Raw genomic sequence first — 16,017 nt, 5'->3', positions numbered from 1 at the left:
ACCGTCAGCCGGGTTCTCAAGCGTGCCGGACTGTCGCGGTTGAGGGATATCGAACCGGCCGAACCGGTGCGCCGCTACGAGCGCGAGAAGCCCGGCGAGATGATCCACATCGACATCAAGAAACTCGGGCCCTTCGAGCGCGTCGGCCACCGCATCACCGGCGATCGCGTCGGCCAGTCCAACAGCCGCGGCGTCGGCTGGGAGTTCGTCCATGTCTGCATCGACGACGCCTCGCGCGTCGCCTTCTCGCAGGTCTTGCCGGACCAGAGGAAGGAGAGCGCTATCGCCTTCCTGAAGGCGGCGGTCGCCTACTACGCCAGCTTGGGCATCGTGGTCGAGCGCGTCATGACCGACAACGGGTCCTGCTACAGGTCGAAGGCCTTCGCCAAGGCCTGCCGCAAGCTTGGCCTCAAGCACATTCGCACCAAACCCTACACGCCCAAGACCAACGGCAAGGCCGAGCGCTTCATCCAGACCGCGCTGCGCGAATGGGCCTATGCCATCGCCTATCCGACTTCAGATCACCGTTCCGCCGAGCTGCCTGTCTGGCTGCACAGATACAATTGGCATCGCCCACATGGCAGCCTAAAGTCCAAAACACCTATCAGTCGCCTCGCTCTAACCGAGGACAACCTGTTGAGGCTCCACAACTAGTTGAGCGGACCAAGCCTAGCCTGAAGCGATGGCGACTTGTTGATCGACTTCTTGATCCGTTCGCGCCAGCGCTTTCCTCGTGACAGAGCATCCTCAAGGGCTTCCTGCAGATCATCGGGCCTGTCCAAGGCCAGAACGGTGATGAGAAATTCGGCCTGTAGCCGGTCCTTCAGCGCCTTGAGGCTGTCTGGCCCATCAAGTCGCCGGTCCGCGACTATGAGCTTGTGGATCGCGAAGCGTTCCGGTCGAGGTATCTGAATGAGAACGCCGTCGCGATATGTGACCGCGGCCAGGATTGGCTCCGCAAGCAGATAGTTCAGGTGATGCAGCGATTGGGCATGGACACCCAGAGCAGGCAATGGCCGCAAGGGTTCGTCTTCGGTAAAGGATGGTGTCAGAAATTCGACTAGCGTCTCGTTACGCGTTTGCCTCCAGCGCCAGGTTTTGCCGGGCTCCAGCGCTGGCGCCGGTTCAAATGAGAAATCTCTCAGAACATTATCGAGCGGACTCGATACGGTATCTTCAAGTGCAATGGAAAGGCGCTCGAAGCTCGCAATGTCGATATCGCTCGTCTGAGCTGTCTGGTCGAAGCTGAAGCGAACGCCAAGTTCACCCTCGTAGAGCCGGAATGCCTGTGTCCCAACGACGGTTCCGCCAAGGCGAAATACGCCGGCTGAGGCCAATGCGTGCAGAAGGCTGCCTGTAGCTGCATCGATCCCAAGAAACCCTTCGGCGCGCAACAGACGGACCAGCCGGGCGCGGTTGCGCCTGCGATTTTCACGGCCCTCTCGGAGCGCGCCGATGCGCTGCATTCGGGCGCGTAGTGCTTCGCTGTCTTCCCCAATATAGGTCTTTTTGACGTCGGAGCCGACACGATAGGAATCATACCAGTAGGTTCGGCCCCCGCGCTCTACGCGGGTCGGCGTTCCACGGATTTCCGCGATCGCCTCATCGCGCAAGGACGCAAGCAGATCATGATAGGCTGAGTGGGCTATGGGCGAGTGGCGATCGAACATGGGATGCTCAACAAAAATTGGGCTTGTTGAACATACGTCGTGTTCAACGAAAGCGCAAATCGTTGAACAGACGACCGGCGGTCAACCCCCGAGCCCCTGTCCTTGGCCGCCGGGGTCGTGTGGGGCCTCGCGACCATCATCGGGATGGCTATGCGATCGTGCCGCGCGCGTTGCAAGTTCATGGGGAAACTTGCGTGAAAGGGTTGCGGCAGGATTGCTGATTACGCCGTCTCGCCCATATTCGCAGCCATGGTCGCGGGGCATGTTGAATTGGCGCTGTTTGAGCAGACGTTCGTCAATCCAAACGGTTTGCATCGGCCGTTTCCTGATCGGGTAGCTGACGCGGCAGAGAAAACCGGAGGGTCGGTTCTGTTCGATGTTCGCGTTGATGGTGACGTAGAGGTTCAGCGGATGGCGGCGATCGGATACGGTGCAACCGGCACGGCGATAATTGTGATGCAAAAGAGCGGGGAACTTAGGTGCGCGTCAGTGAATGGCGACACGCGCTTTCTGGTTGAGGAGCTTACCGCCTGGTACGCGTCACCACTTCACGAGCAAGCGCGCGTTGACTATCACGGCACGGCCATAATCTTGCTCGCGAAGCTTCGTAGCGCGGGGCACTTCGCCCGTTCCAGCCGGCCGCCTTTTGGCTAAGCGATGGCCCGGCCTGCTTCTACGGGGACTCAGGATAGCAGGCCGGGTCACACTCCACCAACGGACCCGGAGTTTCAGAATATTGGGACTCAGGTAACGGTTCCACAACTTATCTTTTTGGCGAGTTCCAGCGTGAGGGCCGCGCATGGCCTACCTGCCACACCGCGATTAGGTGGAACAAATTCCGATCGGCCAATGACTGCCCCGCGGGTCGTAAAATTGAAACATAGCCGGACCGCGCGGCGATGAACGCCACCGCTCATCGTGTCGGCAATTGGGACAGCTTGGCGTCAACTGCCTGCCAAATGAGTTTATTTCGCACTCGTCAGAACAAGCAGGCCTACTTTGGGTCGCGACTCTGGGCTCATCCGATTTGAGGATAGAGGAACCCAACACCCACCGCTTTTTTGCCAAGTAGCAGCGAAGATTGACGGGCCTATAACCTCGCCAGCCGGTAGCCTTGCCGGCTAGACCCGGCGGTCAACAAGCGCCCATCCCCGACCGTCGGGCTGCTGCTGGACGCCTTGAGGTTGGTCGTGGTTGGTTTAGGATAAGGGACGACAAATTGAGGGCTGCCGTTATCGCGTTACAGCGGAGTATTCGAACCCGCTGACTTGGACTTGCTCCAGCGGGTCTTTGACCAAGTGTGCATCGAACGCAGCTTAGCCCAAAAGGACAAGGAACAGAGGGAAGACCTCGCCGCGGAACTCGTCAGCGTTTACCGTAACGGGATCCACGGACGAAGGCGAACTGTTGCAGGCACTTTCTAAGCGCCGCTTGGCTTAGGCCGTCACCGCAGTTTTCTGGCGCTAACGGTTGCGCGACATCGTCGCATGTCCGCCAGCTGCCCGATTGAGTCGCTTACCTAAGCACCCACCAAGCGGTGACCGCCCACAGCAAAAACAAGAGCGCAGCACACGCGATCAATATTGCTCTTAGCATTCGCCACCCTGGCGGCTCAGCCGGCAGAAGCCCAAATTGCTGCGCACGCTCCGTAGCGATTTTCAGCAGGGCCGCAGTGGTTTCGCGTGGCGTCCATCCTTGTGCCTCTGACGTATTCATCAGCGCTGCGATGGCGGCCTCTAATGCGACTTCACAGTTAACGGCCCGATCTGGGCTACCCCTTGGCAATATCGGTGGTTCGACGGCTCGCGACATGCAGAAACAAAGCAGATCGCGGATGAAAGGTTCCCGCGCGCATCGGGCCTTCCAGTCGCGCCACCAGGATCTGCTTGAACATCGGAGTGAAATAGGACTTCTCGCGTGGCAGGCTGTCATCAGCTCGACCGCCACCGGATCGTCGGTGATCGCATTCGGCAGATGCTCTGCCAGCCATTTGTCGAGGAAGTTGATGCCGCGTGTGCTCATTTTGCGATAAGTGTCAATGAAGAGCCCGCTCCCGATGTCAGCTGGGCGGGCTCAGTTCGGACAGGCGGTAAACCATCCCCGACACGGCGCTCAGCTTGGGCAAGAAGCGCCGTCCAATTTCTTAACTTGGTTTCGAGGGAAAGGTTTCCGGGCTGCTACCATTAGCACCAGCCTCGACTTCGCCGTCTGCTGCCACAGTGTTGCACTAATGCGAACCCGCTGCCGAGGGGACAGCAGCGGGCCTGGCTTTCTCAAGGCAATGGCCGGAAAGGGGTTGGGACACAAGGCATCCGGCCAGCCCTTTCAACGAGGGTGGCGATCGTTTGTTCCTATGCCGTTTGCATATATTAGCAATATCTTGACGAAAGCCGCGCTCGCCCCAGACTAGGTGCCCTTGGTGCCCTTGGTGCCCTTGGCCTTGCCGTAGGCGTTGGGGCTGGCGTCCGGGGTATAGATCGTCCCCACCTTCCTGCCGCCGCAAGCTGGGCCGCTGGTTTACAACGTACATGTCCACCCGATTCCCCCTCAGCGCTGGGGCTTTCCTCTAATGCTGCGTCTTGCCGCGTGATCGGCGCCGGGCTTTGCGTATGATCCATCCGACCACGTTGGGGTCGACGTAGTCATCGCCTGTCACAATACGAACGAGCTTCGTTGCGCGCGGTCGCCACTGGTTTTCGGGAACCTTGTCCTCATCCACCCAGCGGTTGAACGCTTCGCGCATTACGTCGAATTCGAAGTATGAGGCGTTGTCGTTGATCGGCTGCTTTGGCATAGGTTCGCAACGGCTTACCGTCCCAAATGTTCCAGCGGAAATTGGTCAGCCCCGAGAGAACCTTTAGAGAGCACTAAAGCTTGCAGCGGACATAGCCCGGTCTGCTTGTCGGTTGAGGAAGCCGCAGGCCGGGCCATACCCCAGCATTGAGGGGTGCCGGAGCACATGAACATTGCGCCCAGTCTGATCGGGCCGCAAGGCACACCCTTTGCAGAGGGTGAACCCGCGCTCGCCTCGGACGGGAAAGCGCGGGGTTGCCACCTGAGATTCTCATCACCAAAAGGATCACGAGCGCGCCGACACAACCATTAACCACTGCTCATGTCTAGGCCGGATACCAACTCCCCACGAAAATCTGCAGCGAAGCATGGCCAGATCGTCCTCGCCGCGCAGATGCCTCGGCTAAGCCCCTGAAAGGATAAGGCCACTCGCATTGCGTGACTGGCAATGCGGGCCATTAGATTGACAGGCAGGGCGGTCCCACGCACCGAAGGGGGGTATCCTAAGCACCCGCCGGCGGATGGCCCAGCGGTGACGGGTTCGGACTTACTTCCGCATAATCCAGCCCAGCGAGTCCGGGTCAACGGTCTCGTTCCCTGACATGATGCGCACGATGTGCTTTACGGCCGGGCGCCGTTGCTCTTCGGGTGGATTGTCCTCAGCAACCACAGCAGGAGGCTTGGGGATCACGTCACATATGGAATCGCGCGTGCGGGCTTTGGCCATGGGGCCAAATGCGGCTCAGGCTGATAGGTTCCAACGGGAGACGGGAAGCCGCCGCGACGGGCTTTTCTGGCGAGGACCCTGGAGCGGACCAGGACCGCTCCATCTACAACCGCCCCCCCCCCGAGCGTCCGTTCCATGCCGTCGCTCGAGGTCTGGCGCAATCCTGGTAAACGGAGTTGGTGGGAACCCTTTGAGCAAAAGCGTATCGAGGTCGACGACGAGGACCCGCTCGTTCTGCAAATCAGACAATTCTGCAAGGTGATCCGCGGAGACGAACCGCCGCTTGTCAGGGGGCGTGAGGGGCTCAAAACCTTGGGGGTAGTCGATGCGGTAAAACGCTCGGCGGCAACGGGAGAACTTATCGAGTTGAACTGACGCACGAGTAACGTGACCGCCTGCTCGGGCCATCGATGGGGAGGCGCTGGCGGGTGGCAGCGCCTTTCGGTCGTCCTAGGGGCGCGCAGCGTTGCGATGAGTTCGGCGGACACTCGCCCGACGCGTCAAGGTTGGCCTGAACCTTCCGCCAGATCTGCTCGGCATTGACCAGAAATCGCACGCCGAAGGAATACGGCGACAGGCGCATTTGTCCAGGCGACGACCTACGAAAAGGGCTCTCCCGAATGAAGCGGAGAACGACCGGCACCACTTCGGGTTATTGTCCCCCCGGAGCATGCCATAGAGATGCCCCAGGACGTGGGATATGCATCGTAGAACGATCAAATCCGACCTCGCCAAGAGCAACAGACTCTAACGCGGCGCGATTGAGGATCGTCACCGAACCGTGGTCATACTGGGTCAGATGCCGCCGTTCCCATTCCCTCAGGCAACGATTCACTTTCGCTCGAGAGGCCGGGACCATTGCCGCGAGATCGGTCTGCGAAATGTGGATGCTCCTAGCTCTATCCACAGCAGCCATGTTGTGCGGCCTCTCTGTCAATCGCAAGAGCGTGCTCGCCAATCGAGTGGATAGAGCACTGGCCGCACTGTGGATCACTCGCTCCTGAGCGTCGTGCGTTGCTTCACAAAAATACGGGATCACCTTTAGCGCGAGATCGGGGTATTTGTCGAAGACCCTAGTCATGAAAGATATTTCGATTTGCATCAAGTCACTATCCACAACGGAAGCAGCGTTCATGTTGCTGCATCGCGTTGTGAACAATCTAGTCAGATCAAATGTGTCACCTGGACCCAGATCAGAATAGATGAATTCTCTACCGTCCGAGAGTGGAGCACTAAGTCGAATTTTACCTTGAATTATGTAGTAGACATAATTTGGTATGTCACCAACGTGAGTAAGAATTTTATTCTTGGGAACCCTTCGCAGTATGGCAACCTTCGCCAGTTCATTAAGAACATCTTGTCCAAATAGCCGAAACAGGCGTATTTTATCGAGCTGTTTGACCCGGCCCTCAGCGCTACTCAATGCCATGGCTCCGCCCCCTTGATAGGGTAAGCGCCCCGGTCCCCTAGAGCATTGCCTTGACTACCTGGAACGGCCGTTGTCGCGCAAACGCGCCAAGCCAGAAAAAATATTAGCAAATCAGCATATACGTTACCACTAAAATCGTCGCCCCTCTGTGCCCGGGGTAACAGCGACATCTCTCGGAGAGAGTTTAAATCAAATTTGACCGACTGGAAGCCGTCGAGAGACACAACAGGATTCGGGGGCTTGTCTCCATGCGGCATGCACCAACCCAGGCGTCGAGTGCGTTCTTAAAGCGAAGCATCGAACCACTAAGGCTCCCTCTGGGAGCAGTTTGCGTGTTTTTTGCAGCCGCTGATTTTCTCCTTGCAGAGACGACACTCCTTGCGTCGAATGAGGTCTATCATAGGCACCTTGGGGTAAGCCCGTCAGACATTTGGGAGACGATTCATCTAAGCGTTACCGCCGGCTTATTGCTAGTCGCGTTTATGGCTGCCAGGGGCGCCTACACGGTTAGCGGTATCCTGGACGACCACCGTGTAATCAAAACACTCTTCACCGGGTGGTTGTTCGTTTTCTTTGCAATCCTTTGGCTCGCCTTTCTCACGAAAACCACGTCGACGTTCTCGCGCGGCTCTTTGACTCTGGCGTTCGCCGTCGGATTCCCAATCCTGCTGCCTGGCCACGTGGCTCTAGCGCGATTGCTGAAACGGCTTCTGGCAGCTGAGAAGCTTGCCTTGCGCACAGCCTATCTGTTTTACGCTGGCGGCCCCGGAATGGAACAGGGGATAATCAGCAAGCTCGCGCAACAAGGCATCGCGGTTTGCGGCGTTTCGACCATCGAGAACCGCGATGGCACGATTGCCGCACAATCGGTGCATGCCGGCGTCGCAACTGCCCAGGCTGCTTTCCGCATTGCCCCATACGGGGCAGTTTATCTGTTTTGCCCGTGGGATCAGCGGAGGTTGATCGAACGCAGCCTGGAGGAAATGTCCCGCCTCCCGCTACCGATCTATCTTTTCACCGACGCCTACACCGACAAGATTCTGGCCGGGTGTCCACTGCATACCGGTTGGCAGCGAGCCTTCGAAGTCCAGCGCGCGCCTTTGCGACCTGCCGAACGCTTGCTGAAGCGGCTGTTCGACGTCGTCCTTGCATCCCTGCTACTGCTGTTCCTGTTTCCGTTGATGGCCGTAGTCGCGTGTGCCATAGCGTTTGAGAGCGGTCGCCCAGTGCTGTTCCAGCAGACGCGGCGGGGTTTTTGTGGTAACCCATTCAATATTTACAAGTTCCGATCGATGACCGTGCAGGAGAACGGTAAGGAAATTCGCCAAGCTCAGCGCAATGACAGGCGAGTTACCCGACTTGGCGGTGTATTGCGCCGGTCAAACATCGACGAGCTGCCGCAATTGTTCAACGTGCTTCGGGGCGAGATGTCTCTGGTAGGCCCGCGACCCCACGCCGTCGCTCACGACGACGCCTATAGTAAGATTATTGAGAGCTATGCTTATCGCCAGCGTGTAAAACCCGGTTTGACAGGCTGGGCTCAGATCAACGGCTTCCGGGGGGAGACGAAAGAGCTGTGGAGGATGGAAAAGCGCGTTGAGCATGATCTCTGGTACATAAAGTCGTGGAGCATACGGCTCGATCTTAAGATAATTTGGACGACGGCTTTGCTGTTGCTTTCGGATCGTGACGTATATTGATGGATAGCATCTTCTCAGAGTCCTTCATGGTTCGATGCGATTGGCCGCCGCTCACCTGGCTTACGTACTCCCACGCCAGAGCCAGCCCTTTGCCGGTCGTCCACATGGCGGCAACGGAGAGCTGATGGTGTCCGACACCGAGCATATAGCCGGGGTTCCGGATCCAGCTGCGCAATCGCAGCCCTTATGGAAACGAGCCCGCAGACGTCTCTATCGCTTTACGTTCACCAAGAGGAAATTGTCGACCAAGAATCTGGACCGACTGTGTCGCGAATATGCGACCGCTGAGCGGACGCTGGTGATCCATTCCGAAGACGTCGACTACAAGCCCTATTTCCCCAACGCATTCACCGTCACGAAGCGACCCGACAAACCGGCGGACATGCACGTCGATTTATACTACCGGGATCTGAGCAAGATCGCTTCGGAAAGCTATCCAGTCATTGTCTGCACCGGCCTTCTCGAGCACATACCTGATCCCGAACGCATCGTCGCGGATATGAGGCGCATTCTCGAGCCTGGCGGTCGTCTTGTCATTTCCGCGAGCGCGGTGTTTTCATTCCACGAATGCCCGGACAACTTTTTCCATTTCACCCCCTATGGCTTCAAGCTGCTGTTCCAGGATTGGACGCGGTTCGATATGCTCCGCGGCTCGAGCCAGCCCTTTGAAACGATCGGAATTCTGATCCAGCGCATTCACTTGCAATGTGACATTTTCCCGCTCGCCCGGCCCTTTATCGAGCTATTGTTTCATACCATCAGGGTCTTGGACGTCTTTGTGGTGAGACAGTACGAGACCCGCCAATTCCTGGATGAGCGAAGCCGAATCGACTCCATGTTGCCGTCAAACCTGCAGGCGGTGGTGGTGAAGTAACTTCCTTCAGCAATTCACTCATGCGTACTATGCCCAATCGCTTGCGCGCAGTTGCAATCCAGAGGTATTCGCGCTGCCACCATGCCCAGGGCGATTAGGATCTTCTCTGCACGCTGTTTCCATGTATAGCCCGATAGCAGGAACTCGCGCGCGGAGCGCCCCAGGCGTCGTCGTTCTGCGGGATCCTGAGCAAGGCGCTCGAGCGCGGCCGCCCAGGATCTGACATCGTCTGGATCGCAGAGCAATGCGGTGACACCGTCGGTCAGGATTTCGCGCAAGACTGGCAAATCCGAGGCAATGATCGCTTTCTCCGAGGCCATGTACTCGAATATTTTCAGCGGAGACATCCACGACGCCACATCCATGCGGCCGTTGGACACAATTACGGAACGCTTGTACGGCGCCAGGACGACGTCGAAGTGAGCAAGCCTGGCAGGAACAGCAGCGTGAGGCAGGGATCCATGCAAAGTCAGATTGGAGAGGGTCGCTGTCCGCGCCTTCCAATACTGAACATCTTCCCCGCGCCCGCCTACAACGTTAAAATGCGCCCACGGACATAGAGGTGCCAAATCGGCGATAATTTCCATGCCCTTGCCGGGGTAAAGGTGTCCGACATACCCGACCGAGAGCTTTGAGCCCGACGACGCCTTGACCGGTTGGACAGAAGAAATCATTGCGTCGGCGCCGTCGGCAGCCACGATGATCTTGGATGCGAGAGAGGGAAAATCCTTGAGTACCGCGTCGGCAATTGCTTGAGAAATGGCGACCAAACCCCTTAGGCGTGGATGTTGCGTCAACGCCGCAAATGCGGCTTTGGACTTCGGCCCAAATGAAAGATGGTCGTGATGCAATTCCAGCGCGGCGGGAAATCCGGCACGCGCAAGCCACAGCGCGAAGCTGGGTTCTCTCGTATATACGAGGTCAATGCGAAGGATACGCGCCAGCAGAACTCCAAACATGATAACCCAACGGGAGTTGGGCTGCCGGAGCCCTATGGTCCACACCCTGAAGCCGTGCTCCAGCCCGTAGTGTTCTGCCAATTCGGCTTGCAAGCGCCGACGGAGTCGACCTGAGATAATGAGCGTCACATCCGCACCTGAAGCGGAGAACGCGCTGCACATCTTAGCGATATTGACGGTATGGGCCTGCGGTCCCGGCATAGGCGTCGCGGTTAAGTACATTATCCGCACGGATCTCACTCTCGGCCCAGCACACGGCTCAAATGATCGCTCAATCGAAGGGATAGAGCGGCGATCGTCAGGAACGGATTGGCATTCCCATATCGCGGAAAGACGGAGGGGCCGGCGATAAACAAATTGTGCAACTGGTGGACGCGGCAGTTTTGGTCGACGACTCCTTGGCGAGGATCGTTGCTCATTCTCGTAGTACCCAGGAAATGCGAGTGAACAGCCGTGAGGGGCCAGGAATTCGAATCGCGAAGGTAAGAGTATTCGAGGTGGCCAACATCATGTGCACGAAGGACGCCATTCAACATGTCGAGAAAGGTCATAGCCGATCTGCGATCCGCTAGATCATATCGCCATCTCACGTTGAGCAGCTGGCGCCCTTCCCGATCGCAGTCCTCGGAAAGGGTCAGCCTGTTCTCGGCGTTCGAATGCTGATCCAAGTTCAATCGGACCACGAAGGTACGTGCTTTGGCCTGCAATCGTACAGCCTGTCCTAGGCGGTCAAACGCCATCTTGCCCGAGGCAATCAGGAGACGTCGTAGCCTGGCGCTTCGATTCACGATCGGCGCGCCTCGAAGGGCGGCGCTCTTAATAGACTCGAAGACCTTTTCGGCCTTGTATTCGGCAATGGGGTAGAGACGCGCGCTATGGTTCAATGTGCCGATGGAGATTTGCGTAGCCGTCGAGAGCCCGATACCCGCTCGTATCTGCACCCCGTTGCTCGTAGCTTCTCGAAACAACGGATGCCCCGCACTGACCGGTTGTTTAGCCCACAGGACGGCCAAGTCCGCCTTGGGATGCGTTGAGAAATATCGACCGATTGCCCCCTCTTCACCCCTCCAGTGACGACGCGCATAGCATAGCAAGAGCCGAGTGCTTTCGATCCCACCGGCGGCGAGAACAAACACCTGAGCTTTGATTGTTTTGTGGTTTTGTCGACGACCGACGGTGACGCTTTCGATGGTCCGCCGATCTCCATTTGGTGTGACATCGAACACGGGAGCGTCAGTCAGAACCCGTAGATTGGCGAGCTTTCCGTCGGACTTTGTCACGAGCTCGGCGACTTTGAAGGCCGGTCGTGACCACATGAGATATCTTATGTCAACCTGATCGCTCGCTGCGAATGTCTTCCAGCTACAAGGCAGGCGTGGCAATTCTTTGTAGTATGCGGAACTGGGCATACACAAGATGTCCAACGCACGCTCGTAGTATGGAGAAAGTTCGGACAGCGGGAATGGCCAAGTCGGTGAGTCAATGTCCGGCCTTTCCACGAAATCTGCCACGTCCATTCTCGCCACGCGGCCGGCCCAAAGATTTGAAGATCCACCGAGCTGCAAAGCTTGCGCGTAAGACAGATCAACCGCACCATCGACGTCGAGTTCCGCCAGGGGCACAGACGAAAGTGGTGCCGGATCCCGGTTTCCCGCCTCCACCAAGATCACATCCATCCCCCGTTCGGCGAGTGGGAGGGCAACGAGCGCTCCGGCGGGCCCGGAACCAATGACGCAGGCTTGGCACGTCAACTCGGTTGTCGTCACATCCAGAAGGGAATTCATGTGCGAGGCGCATCCCGTCGCCTTGATTGCCTCTTCCAACGAGTCCGGGCGATTTCGCGCAAGCGCGGCAAGAAAAGTATTCGCGCATAACTAGACGACGAATAGGGATTCGGCTGTGCCCGGGGTAACAGCGACACGTCTCTGAGGCGTCTAAAACTTAAATCAAATTGACCACCTGAAAGCCATTTGGGACCTGTCCTAATGGATAAGATAGGTGCGGCCAGGAGAGACGAGAGCTTGTCTCCGTACGGCATGCACCCCCCCGAGGGCGTGACATGTCACTCCTACGCAGTAGCACCCTTGTCGGAATGTCAGCAGAACGCAAGCGTAGCCGGGTGGGCAGCGCCGCCATCGAGTGGATTGAACCCGGCAGCGGCGATTTGAAATCACGGGATGCGAAAGGCAAAATTGAAGCGGCGCATCGACTGCGTATCGCTCATGTCATTACTCGTCTCATCAATGGTGGTGCTGATGAGAATACCGTCTATTCCTGCAATTGGGCTGCGCAACGAGGACATGAGGTTTTCCTGCTGCACGGCGAGGCGGTTCACCCAGAAATTTTAGCCAAAGTAGACCCGCGGGTGGAACTCATTGGCATCCCCGACTTGACCAGGTCCATTTCGCCTGCCTCCGACTTGAAGGCATTGTTGGCGCTTATCCGGAGATTCCGCGCCTTGAATGCCGACATCGTACATACGCATACCAGCAAGGCGGGCATTCTCGGCCGTTTCGCAGCATGGGCGGCAAGGATTCCAGTGATCATTCATGGCGTGCATATCGTGCCTTTTGTCCATGTCGGCGTCGCCGAGCGGCTCACCTATCTCGCCTTGGAAAAACTGGCGGCGTCAGTCACCAGTGCATTCATCTGTGTGAGCGAGGGCATCCGTGACTTATGCATGAGCGCGGGCGTGGGACATCCTGACAAATATCATGTCGTCTATTCCGGCTTCGATCTCGATCGCTTTCGCAACGCCAGTCCGCCCGCCGATTGGCGTGAATTGTTGCGCTTGACACCGGAGGCGCCGCGCCCGCCTGTGCTCTTGATGATTGCGGCATTCGAGCCACGCAAGCGACACACGGAATTTCTAGAGGTTTTCAACAAAGTCGCTGCCCGCTTGCCCGAAACGGTACTGGTGCTCGCAGGCGATGGCCCGCTTCGCCCGATCGCCGAATCGCAAGTCAACTCGCTGGGGCTCCAGCGCCGAGTGGTCTTTACCGGTTATCGGGACGACCCTGAGCGGCTGATCGCACTTGCGGATCTCTGCCTGCTCTGTTCCATACGAGAGGGGTTGCCCCGCGTGGTGATGCAATATCTCGCCGGCGGCAAGCCGTGCGTCGCTTGCGATCTGCCGGGTCTTCGCGAGGTGCTCCGTCCTGGCAGCAATAGCGTGATCACACCTCCGGACGACTTGGGCGCCATGGTCGACGCAACAGCCGCCCTTTTGGAGGATCGCGAAAGACTGGCTTGCCTCGCCCGAGGTGCCGCAGCGACGGATCTTTCGAACTGGGACGCCAAGCAGATGGGAAAGCGGACCGAGGCCATTTACCGCGAGGCATTCAATCGGCATCGGGCGAGCAAGGGAGCGTCGACCAGACCCCCCGTTCGGAATCTGGCGCTTCCGCGATGACCCCACGGCGCTCGGGCAGATTGGCGGACTGCGGTGGATTGAGATGAATGTAACAGAAGTTGCCTCTGCTCACCCGATGATTACCCCGCGAGCCGAAGACCTTCACTGCATACGCATTTTGCTCGTGCTCTCCACCTACTTTCCAGAGTCTTATGGGGGCGCCGAGCAACAGACGCGGCGATTTGCTCGGGCGCTCGTTGAAAGGGGCGTCTCCACAACCATTTTGGCGCCCAGATTGTCGCACTCGACGCCGAAACGGTCCGCGGTCGACGGCGTGCCCATCGAGCGCCTTCGCTTGCATGCCGCCCCGAATTTGGGCGGTCGACATATGCTGTCGTTCCTGTCGTGGTGTGTCCAGCTTGTGATCTGGATGCTGCGCCGTCGCGACGAATTCGATGTCGTACATGTCATCCATGGTCGACTTCACGCCGTTCCGGCGGCGTTGGCAGGGGCTCTCCTGCGCAAGCCAGTTCTCGCAAAGATGGGCCGCGGCGGACGGTGTTTCGATCTCGACGTTGTGCGCGAAAAGAAAATTGTCGGCCGCTTGGCATCGTCCATGATCAAACGGCACGTAACGGCCTTCATCGCCAATAGCCGCCAAATCGCAGGGGATCTGAAGAGACATGGCATCGAGGCGGATCGCATTCACTTGATTCCAAACGGGATTGATTTGCCCCTCAAGCGGCGCCGCCAGCCGAGCACAGATGGCACCCGACGCTTCATTTGCCTCGGCCGCATCGAGCCGGAGAAATGCCTCGAGTTCATGCTCGATGCGTTCGCGGCCCTTCCCGCCGGGGCGAAGACGCAACTCACCGTCCTAGGCGATGGCCAATGCCGCATCGCGCTCGAGGAACAGACGGTGCGGTTGGGCCTTTCAGGCAGGGTCAAATTCGTCGGCGCGGTCGAGGATGTCTTTCCATTCCTGTGGAAGGCTGACTTCTATCTTTCCACCTCGGTGTCGGAAGGCATGTCAAACGCCCTGCTCGAGGCCATGAGTTGCGGTGTGGTCCCGATCATCACCGATGTCAGCGGTGCGTCCGATATTGTGGAGCATGAGCGCAGCGGGTTTTTGGCTCGCTCGCATGTGGAGTATGGCGGGCTCCTGCTTCGCGCGCTTGGCCTATCGGAAGCCGAGCGCGATGCGATGGCGCGACGTGCCAAACGAACTGTCGCTGCGCGATTCAGCATGGAAAGCGTCGCGACACGGCAAATGAGTCTCATCGCCACGCTTATGCAGAAAGATCGCCATGCGCCAGTTCACCTGCCGGCAAAAGTAACATGAGGCTCATCCTCCATATCGGCACGCATAAGACCGGAAGCACGGCGCTACAGCAATTCCTTTGCGCAAACGGAAAAGAATTGGGCGAGCATGGTATGTATTATGCGTCGCCGGCAAACGAGTTCCACTGCAATAGTCTTGTGAATGCACCTTTGGTAGATGGGCTAGAGAGACTCCGGAATTTCATCCCTGAGAGTTTGAGAAAGGCAGAGCAAATCGGAGCTGATACAATCATCGCAAGCTCCGAAAATCTTTATGCCATGGTGCGGTATCTGGAGTGCCTCCACGGCCAGAACACGAGCGCGGAGGTCCTTGCGAAAGAGCGCAGTCTCATTGAGAGCCTGCGAGCCGCTATTCCTGCCCATGTGGAATGCCACGTAGTTTCCTACGTACGAAGGCCAGATTTTTATCTGGAATCCCTTTACAATCAAAATGTAAAGAAAGGCGCGCTGTTTAGCGGCGATGTTGGCGCCTTTCTCAGCATAGTTTATGACATGCTGGACTATCACCGTTACCTATCGATCTGGCGCGATGTGTTCGGGAGCGCCGGTTGCTCGGTTCGCGCTTACGAAGCGGCTCTGCCAAATCTAATCAATGATTTCGTGCGGCATGTTCTCGCAATCGAGGATATCTCCTCTTTTACAACACCGAATCTTCGCGCCAATGAGCGGCTAAGCCGAGATCTCCTGGAATATAAACGATGCAGAAATGAACATATTCGATATTCCGAGCGCAAATTGGAACGCAGGATCTTTGCAGCAGTAGACATGAGAATAGCAAGCCCCAACAACAATCACGAATATCTCTCCCCCGATGAAAGGGCCGAAATCCTTGCGATGCTGGAACCGTCGATGGAGCGTCTGCGAAGGGAATTTACTCTACCACCCTTTCCGCGGTTCAACCTCGAAGCGGCCAGGGCGTCTTGGCAACCTTATCCGGGACTTTCGCTCAAAAACAAGCGAGAGATCGAATTCCATTACCAGGCGGTTCAGCGCCGGGTTTCCTTCCGCCTGGAACGCCTTCTCATACGGGGCGCGTCGTTGGTACGCGGGCGGCTGCCATTTCTCTCATGGCCTCTCGATTTTGCGCGCGCCAGCGGAATGCGCCGACTGCTGCTGCAGGCGGCAAACCGATTTCAGCGAACCGGTGCTTCATGAAGTGACCGCGGAACCGG

Annotated in this window: 13 protein-coding genes and 1 pseudogene; 8 read left to right on the top strand and 6 right to left on the bottom strand. The window is 57.7% G+C overall.

The window, feature by feature from the left end; all coding sequences use genetic code 11:
- Positions 1-654 (top strand): IS481 family transposase (locus PU724_RS27025; RefSeq protein ID WP_426213683.1); only part of this gene is annotated, 654 nt, incomplete at its 5' end.
- Here PU724_RS27025 and PU724_RS27020 read toward each other — a convergent pair.
- On the bottom strand, positions 651-1,670 hold the full coding sequence (locus PU724_RS27020; protein ID WP_354422724.1) for a nucleotidyltransferase family protein: 1,020 nt from the start codon (positions 1,668-1,670) through the stop codon (positions 651-653). The two genes, PU724_RS27025 and PU724_RS27020, sit on opposite strands and share 4 nt — an antisense overlap.
- 249 nt (positions 1,671-1,919) lie before the next feature.
- On the opposite strand from PU724_RS27020, the gene PU724_RS27015 reads away from it, so the two are divergent.
- The gene (locus tag PU724_RS27015) at positions 1,920-2,324 is read left to right on the top strand and encodes a hypothetical protein (protein ID WP_426213682.1); all 405 of its coding nucleotides are present in this window, start codon (positions 1,920-1,922) and stop codon (positions 2,322-2,324) included.
- Positions 2,325-3,185: 861 nt separating this feature from the next.
- Here PU724_RS27015 and PU724_RS27010 read toward each other — a convergent pair.
- The gene (locus PU724_RS27010; protein ID WP_426213681.1) at positions 3,186-3,692 is read right to left on the bottom strand and encodes a hypothetical protein; all 507 of its coding nucleotides are present in this window, start codon (positions 3,690-3,692) and stop codon (positions 3,186-3,188) included.
- Positions 3,693-4,236: 544 nt separating this feature from the next.
- A complete protein-coding gene (locus PU724_RS27005; RefSeq protein WP_354422721.1) occupies positions 4,237-4,464 on the bottom strand; it encodes a hypothetical protein in 228 nt (75 codons plus the stop codon).
- Positions 4,465-5,322: 858 nt separating this feature from the next.
- Here PU724_RS27005 and PU724_RS27000 point away from each other — a divergent pair.
- Positions 5,323-5,565: pseudogene (locus PU724_RS27000) on the top strand (gfo/Idh/MocA family oxidoreductase); the annotation flags it as partial.
- 277 nt (positions 5,566-5,842) lie between these two features.
- On the opposite strand, the gene PU724_RS26995 reads toward PU724_RS27000, so the two are convergent.
- A complete protein-coding gene (locus PU724_RS26995; RefSeq protein WP_354422719.1) occupies positions 5,843-6,619 on the bottom strand; it encodes a Crp/Fnr family transcriptional regulator in 777 nt (258 codons plus the stop codon).
- A 332-nt stretch (positions 6,620-6,951) separates the two neighbouring features.
- Between PU724_RS26995 and PU724_RS26990 the strand changes: the two genes are divergently transcribed.
- Positions 6,952-8,319, top strand: a complete 1,368-nt coding sequence (locus PU724_RS26990; protein ID WP_354422717.1) for an exopolysaccharide biosynthesis polyprenyl glycosylphosphotransferase — start codon at positions 6,952-6,954, stop codon at positions 8,317-8,319.
- A 124-nt stretch (positions 8,320-8,443) separates the two neighbouring features.
- Positions 8,444-9,193 carry a methyltransferase domain-containing protein gene (locus tag PU724_RS26985; protein ID WP_354422716.1) on the top strand — a complete coding sequence of 250 codons (750 nt, stop codon included), beginning with the start codon at positions 8,444-8,446 and terminating at the stop codon, positions 9,191-9,193.
- Positions 9,194-9,207: 14 nt separating this feature from the next.
- On the opposite strand, the gene PU724_RS26980 is transcribed toward PU724_RS26985, so the two are convergent.
- Positions 9,208-10,374, bottom strand: coding sequence for a glycosyltransferase (locus PU724_RS26980; RefSeq protein WP_426213680.1), 1,167 nt, complete (start codon positions 10,372-10,374; stop codon positions 9,208-9,210).
- 14 nt (positions 10,375-10,388) lie between these two features.
- Complete coding sequence (locus tag PU724_RS26975) at positions 10,389-11,975, bottom strand: GMC oxidoreductase (protein ID WP_426213679.1); 1,587 nt, start codon at positions 11,973-11,975, stop codon at positions 10,389-10,391.
- 296 nt (positions 11,976-12,271) lie between these two features.
- On the opposite strand from PU724_RS26975, the gene PU724_RS26970 reads away from it, so the two are divergent.
- From PU724_RS26970 to PU724_RS26960, 3 genes are read left to right on the top strand one after another with little or no spacing between them, the layout of a single operon-like run.
- Positions 12,272-13,564 (top strand): glycosyltransferase family 4 protein, encoded by a 1,293-nt coding sequence (locus tag PU724_RS26970; RefSeq protein WP_426213678.1) that lies wholly within the window; start codon positions 12,272-12,274, stop codon positions 13,562-13,564.
- 43 nt (positions 13,565-13,607) lie between these two features.
- A complete protein-coding gene (locus PU724_RS26965; protein ID WP_354422709.1) occupies positions 13,608-14,846 on the top strand; it encodes a glycosyltransferase in 1,239 nt (412 codons plus the stop codon).
- Entirely contained in the window at positions 14,843-16,000 is a 1,158-nt protein-coding gene (locus PU724_RS26960; RefSeq protein ID WP_354422707.1) for a hypothetical protein, read from the top strand. The genes PU724_RS26965 and PU724_RS26960 overlap by 4 nt, the downstream gene beginning before the upstream one ends.
- The last annotated feature ends 17 nt before the right edge of the window (positions 16,001-16,017 follow it).

The organism is Mesorhizobium abyssinicae (assembly GCF_049887195.1).
Lineage (GTDB): Bacteria > Pseudomonadota > Alphaproteobacteria > Rhizobiales > Rhizobiaceae > Mesorhizobium > Mesorhizobium abyssinicae.
The sequence above is the reverse complement of the archived record's forward strand: the minus strand, read 5'-3'. Positions and strand labels throughout refer to the sequence as shown.

Bases quoted from the DNA above. Each gene is read 5' to 3' on its own strand.
- PU724_RS27020 (WP_354422724.1), bottom strand. From the start codon at position 1,670: ATGTTCGATCGCCACTCGCCCATAGCCCACTCAGCCTATCATGATCTG.
- PU724_RS27015 (WP_426213682.1), top strand. From the start codon at position 1,920: ATGGTCGCGGGGCATGTTGAATTGGCGCTGTTTGAGCAGACGTTCGTC.
- PU724_RS27010 (WP_426213681.1), bottom strand. From the start codon at position 3,692: ATGAGCACACGCGGCATCAACTTCCTCGACAAATGGCTGGCAGAGCAT.
- PU724_RS27005 (WP_354422721.1), bottom strand. From the start codon at position 4,464: ATGCCAAAGCAGCCGATCAACGACAACGCCTCATACTTCGAATTCGAC.
- PU724_RS26995 (WP_354422719.1), bottom strand. From the start codon at position 6,619: ATGGCATTGAGTAGCGCTGAGGGCCGGGTCAAACAGCTCGATAAAATA.
- PU724_RS26985 (WP_354422716.1), top strand. From the start codon at position 8,444: ATGGTGTCCGACACCGAGCATATAGCCGGGGTTCCGGATCCAGCTGCG.
- PU724_RS26980 (WP_426213680.1), bottom strand. From the start codon at position 10,374: ATGTACTTAACCGCGACGCCTATGCCGGGACCGCAGGCCCATACCGTC.
- PU724_RS26965 (WP_354422709.1), top strand. From the start codon at position 13,608: ATGAATGTAACAGAAGTTGCCTCTGCTCACCCGATGATTACCCCGCGA.
- PU724_RS26960 (WP_354422707.1), top strand. From the start codon at position 14,843: ATGAGGCTCATCCTCCATATCGGCACGCATAAGACCGGAAGCACGGCG.